Source organism: Bifidobacterium sp. AGR2158 (genome assembly GCF_000424225.1).
Taxonomy (GTDB): Bacteria; Actinomycetota; Actinomycetes; order Actinomycetales; family Bifidobacteriaceae; genus Bifidobacterium; species Bifidobacterium anseris.
In genome coordinates this window covers 1-4,947 of record NZ_AUJM01000006.1, presented here as the reverse complement: position 1 = coordinate 4,947, position 4,947 = coordinate 1, and the positions used below count along the sequence as shown (strand labels likewise).

General features: G+C 59.2%; 2 protein-coding genes. Both read left to right on the top strand.

From position 1 onward, the window contains the following. A partial coding sequence (locus tag G606_RS10845; RefSeq protein WP_196799978.1) for an S-layer homology domain-containing protein occupies nucleotides 1-900 on the top strand: 900 nt, incomplete at its 5' end. Between the two features lie 468 nt (nucleotides 901-1,368). Beyond that, nucleotides 1,369-4,947 (top strand): Ig-like domain-containing protein (locus G606_RS10580; protein WP_051198248.1); only part of this gene is annotated, 3,579 nt, incomplete at its 3' end.

Below are 4,947 nucleotides of genomic sequence, written 5' to 3'. Positions count from 1 at the left end.
GGTGGCAAGTCCGCTTCGATCATCGTGACGGTCCAGGAGGATGGCCCGGTTCTGCAGTCGATCCAGATCACTGGAGAAGGCGTGGAAAACAACGCTCTGACGATTAAGAGCAATCAGCGTCATCAGCTCTCCGCCAAGCTCAATCCTGAGAATGCTGTTGTGGGTGCTCTGACTTGGAGCTCTTCTGATTCCTCCGTTGCTACCGTCAACGGTAATGGACTCGTTACTCCGAAGGCACCTGGCGTCAGCGCAATCACGGTGACGGCAGGCAATCGCCATGCTTCTATCGTGCTGACTGTTGTCAAGGCTGATTCGACCTTCCCGGATGTTCCGAAGTCCCATCATTTCTATAATGATGTCGAATGGCTTGTTAGCAATAAGCTTACGCAGGGTAATCCCGACGGAACCTTCGGCCCCAAGGACGATACCACTCGTGCTCATACCGTGGTGTTCCTCTATCGCCTCGCTGTTCAGCGTGGAGATAAGGGAGCGGCGAATTACAAGCCGACTGCGGCTGATTACAAGCGATTCCCGGATGTGAAGGAAGGATCGTTCGCGGCCAAGGAAATTCTCTGGGCTGCAAGCATCGGTCTTACTAAGGGTCGTAATGATGGCACCTTCGGCGGCCAGCTTCCCGTCACGCGCGCTGAGATGATCACGTTCCTCAATCGTTTCGCGACGATGGAGGGGTCTTCGAGCGCGGCGAACTTTAAGCCATCCGATAAGGATTATGAGAAGTTCACTGATGTCAAGAAGAACACCTTTGCGGCGCGTGAGATTCTCTGGGGCATTGATGCTGGCATCGTGAATGGTGGCGAAGAGAAGTTCAATGGCAACAACTCTACGCCTCGCGAACACATGGCCGCATTCCTACATCGCCTTGACACCCATCTCAACTAGCGAGATTGGCGTGTTCGGAACGCTTGGTTCTCGAGCACAGCTATTCCTGCGATGATGGAGTAAGCGAGAAGGCCTCCGGGGTAAGCCCCTCCGGAGGCCTTCTCGTATTTGTATGGATCATTAGCTGACGTACCAATAGATCAGTCACTTTGCGTCAACTTGCATCACGAGGCAGATTCCATAGGTTCATAACGTTCATATGTATGCGTTCCGTGTATGTTCTGGCGCTTCACTGCGAATCTGCGAACGTTCGCGTATCGACGCACTTGTGTTGATGTTGTGCAAGTATTTGGGTATACTAGATGGAATGCGAACGGTTGCACAATGATTGTGTTGACTGTTTCTATCCTTTTGCTGGCGGTGTATCCGGTGGCGGGAGGATGTCGCATCAGGTTCCCGGCTGTGCTGACGGGGGCCGCAACACAAGGAAAGAAAGAATTATTCTAGAGAAGAAAAGGAGACAGTGGCATGACACCTCTGTCTGAAAAGCACGGGGTCGGTCCCGTCTCGGACAAGCGTCCTTCGGGTCGCAGGTTCGCGACGAAGGCAATCGCCGGCCTCGCGGCCGCGGCCACGCTTGTCGGCGGCATGGCGTTGGGGACCTCCACGGCCGTGGCGGCCGATCATGTGGGCCCGACGACGAGCTATGATCGTACGCTTGGCAACGCGACCTTCGAGGCCGCGCGCAAGCAGTATGGTTTGGCTAAGGAAATGGACTACGGCGCGATCCTCCACGCATGGATGTGGTCGGCCAACACCATCAAGAACAACATGCAGGCGATTGCAGACGCCGGCTACACCTCCATCCAGACCGTCCCGATGAGCACGATCAAGGGACCGGTCGAGGGCATGAAGTTCACAAAGAACTGGTATTACGTGTACCAGCCGACGGGAACCGGCATCGGCAACAAGGTCATCGGCACCGAGGCTGAAATCAAGGCCATGACCGAGGAAGCCCACAAGCACGGCATCCGCATCATCGCCGACGCCGTCATCAATCATTTCTCCTCCGATTGGAACGCCATCGAATCCAATTGGCAGGACAAGAACAAGTTCCATACGCGTAACGGCATCTGCGGCGGCGCCGACGGCGACCAGATCGACTACGGCAACCGCTGGAAGGTCACCCAGTGCCATCTGCTCGGCCTGTGGGATCTTAACACCCAGAGCCAGGACGTGTCCAATGCCATGAAGGACTACCTGACCCGCGCCGTGGCCGACGGCATCGACGGCTTCCGCTATGACGCGGCGAAGCACATCGAGCTTCCGGACGAGTTCGAGCAGCATTCCCCGTACTTCGACACGATTCTGCCGAACGGTGCACAGTACCAGTACGGCGAAGTTCTGCAGGGCGATACGGGTCTGAATGTCGCCGCATATCCGGCGTTGTTCGACAAGTATTCGTCGAACGGCGGCGGCAACACCGGCTCCAACTACGGCAAGGCTGTGCGCGCCGCGATCTCGACCGGCCGTATGAACGCCAACTCGCTGCGCAGCCTGCAGGGACAGGGCGTCAAGGACAACCAGATCGTCACGTGGGTCGAGTCTCACGACAACTATGCGAATGACGACAAGGAATCCACCGGAATCACCGCGGACAAGATCCGCAAGGGCTGGGCCATCATCGGCTCCCGTGCCGGCGGCGCTCCGCTGTTCTTCAACCGTCCGGTGGGCTCCGGCGGCAACAATGCGCAGTTCTCCGAGCAGACGCAGCTCGGTGCCGCGGGCGATGACGAGTGGAAGCATCCCGAAGTCGTGGCGGTCAACAAGTTCCGCAACGCCATGGAAGGCGCTCCCGAGAACCTCGCCAACTGCGGCGACGATTCCTGCCTGATGATTCAGCGTTACGTCTCCGATGGCCAGGACAACAACGACGGCGTCACCGTCGTCAACACCGGCGGCGACCGTGACCTGAACGGCATGTCCGTGGTTCTGGACAACGGTACTTACAAGGATCAGGTCAACGGCGGATCGATCACCGTCAAGGACGGCAAGATCACGTCGGGCCGCGCCAAGGGCAACGCCGTTTCCGTGTTCTTCAACGGCGGCGGCCAGGTCGGTGATGTCGAGTACATCAGCGCGGCTCCGGGAAGCACCACGTTCACCGGCAACGGCATTGATGTCAAGGTGAGCATGAAGAATGTGGCGAACGCTCGCTACTCCACCTCCGACGGCAAGTCGGGCTCCATCGAAGACGGCGACACCATTGCCATCGGCGCCGGAGCCGAGGTCGGCGATGTCATCACGCTGACGCTCACCGCCAAAGGAACCGGCACCACAGGCAAGGACTTCAACGTCCAGTACACCTATGAGAAGGTCGAGCGCGCGGCACAGGAACTCGCCAAGTATTATTCGACGAACCTGACCGGGCAGAAGAACAAGAAGACGATCACCGTCGACGGCAACGTCAGTGATTGGGACTCCTCGATGATCATCGCCCAGGGCGCCGCGAATGACGATCCGCGTGTCTACCGCGAGAACTCGATGTACGAGGTTCCGATCGATCTTTACACGCTGTACGGCACCTGGGATGACAACAACCTCTACCTGATGTGGGAGATGACGAACGTCCAGGACTATGTCGATCCGGGCGACAACTACCCGATTGGCCGTCCTCTGTTCGGCGAGCTCAACTGCCCGGTGTGGATCGTGCTTGACACGGGACGTACCGACAACAAGATCGGCAAGAACCTCAACCTCACGACCGGTGGCACCATCTGGGCTTCGAACAACCAGTGGGAGCAGAGCATCAACAACCTCGTCGGCATCTCCTACAACGGCGCCAACGGTCCGTGGATGTACGGCGGCGATGAGAACGGCCTGAACTCGAACGCGATCTATGGCCCGGGCGCTGCTCCTGCGGTCGGCACCCAGAAGACGAATATGAAGTTCAAGTACGGCAAGGGCATCCTGAGCAAGGAAGTCTGGGGCATCGACGGCGGCTGGGGCACGGCCCACAACCGCGTGCCGGGCGATATGAAGAACGACAACGCCAACTGGGTTGAGTTCAACTCGAAGGGCCACAACTCGGCGGCCGAGGACGTCAACTACGAGATGTCCATCCCGCTCGAGGAACTCGGCATCACCGCTTCCGACGTCGAGAAGACCGGCGTCGGCGTCCAGATCGTCGCGACGATGGGTCTGTCCGGCATGGACGCCCTCCCGTACGATCTCGCGGCCAACGACAACGCCGACCTTCCGGATACCACCTCGCAGGCCAACAACTCCTACGAGAAGTCGGATGATGACTCCTACTCCGCTCCGCTCGCCCGCATCGGCGCAGCCGGCGGCCCGGTCATCACGATTCCGGTCGATTCCGTCACGATCAATCAAGGTGATTCGATGTCGATCGACCTCGGTGTCTCCCGCACCGCTCAGCTGAGCGCGACCGTCGCCCCGGCGAATGCCTCGAGCAAGAAGGTCACGTGGAGCTCGTCCAACGAGCAGATCGCGACCGTCGACTCGAAGGGCAACGTCAAGGCGAACAAGGCCGGCACTGTGACGATCACGGCCAAGGCCGGAGACAAGACCGACACGATTACGATTACCGTGACCGGTGAGCTCATCATCCCGACGACGACAACCGTCTACTATCCGACGAGCGCCTACGGCGCGGACTCCACCTACCTGCACTACCGTGTGAACAAGGGTGGTGCGGCCGGCACGTGGACGACCGCGCCCGGCGTGAAGATGGACGCTGCCTGCGACGGCTACGTCAAGTACACGATCGACAACCCCGATCAGGACGAAGTCGAGTTCGTGTTCAACAACGGCTCCGGTCAGTGGGACAACAATGGCGAAGCCAACTACAAGGGCACAGGCGAGTCGCTGCTTGTCAAGAGCGGCCAGCTCACCGTCGACAACCCTCCGTGCACGGTGACCGTTCCTGTTTCGTCGGTTTCGATCTCGGGTGGCGATTTCGAGCTGGCAACTGGCGCGACGCGGAAGCTCACGGCGACGGTGGCTCCTGCGAACGCGACGGATCGTGCGGTGTCGTGGAAGTCGTCGAACACTTCGGTGGCGACGGTGGACGCGTCGGGCAAGGTG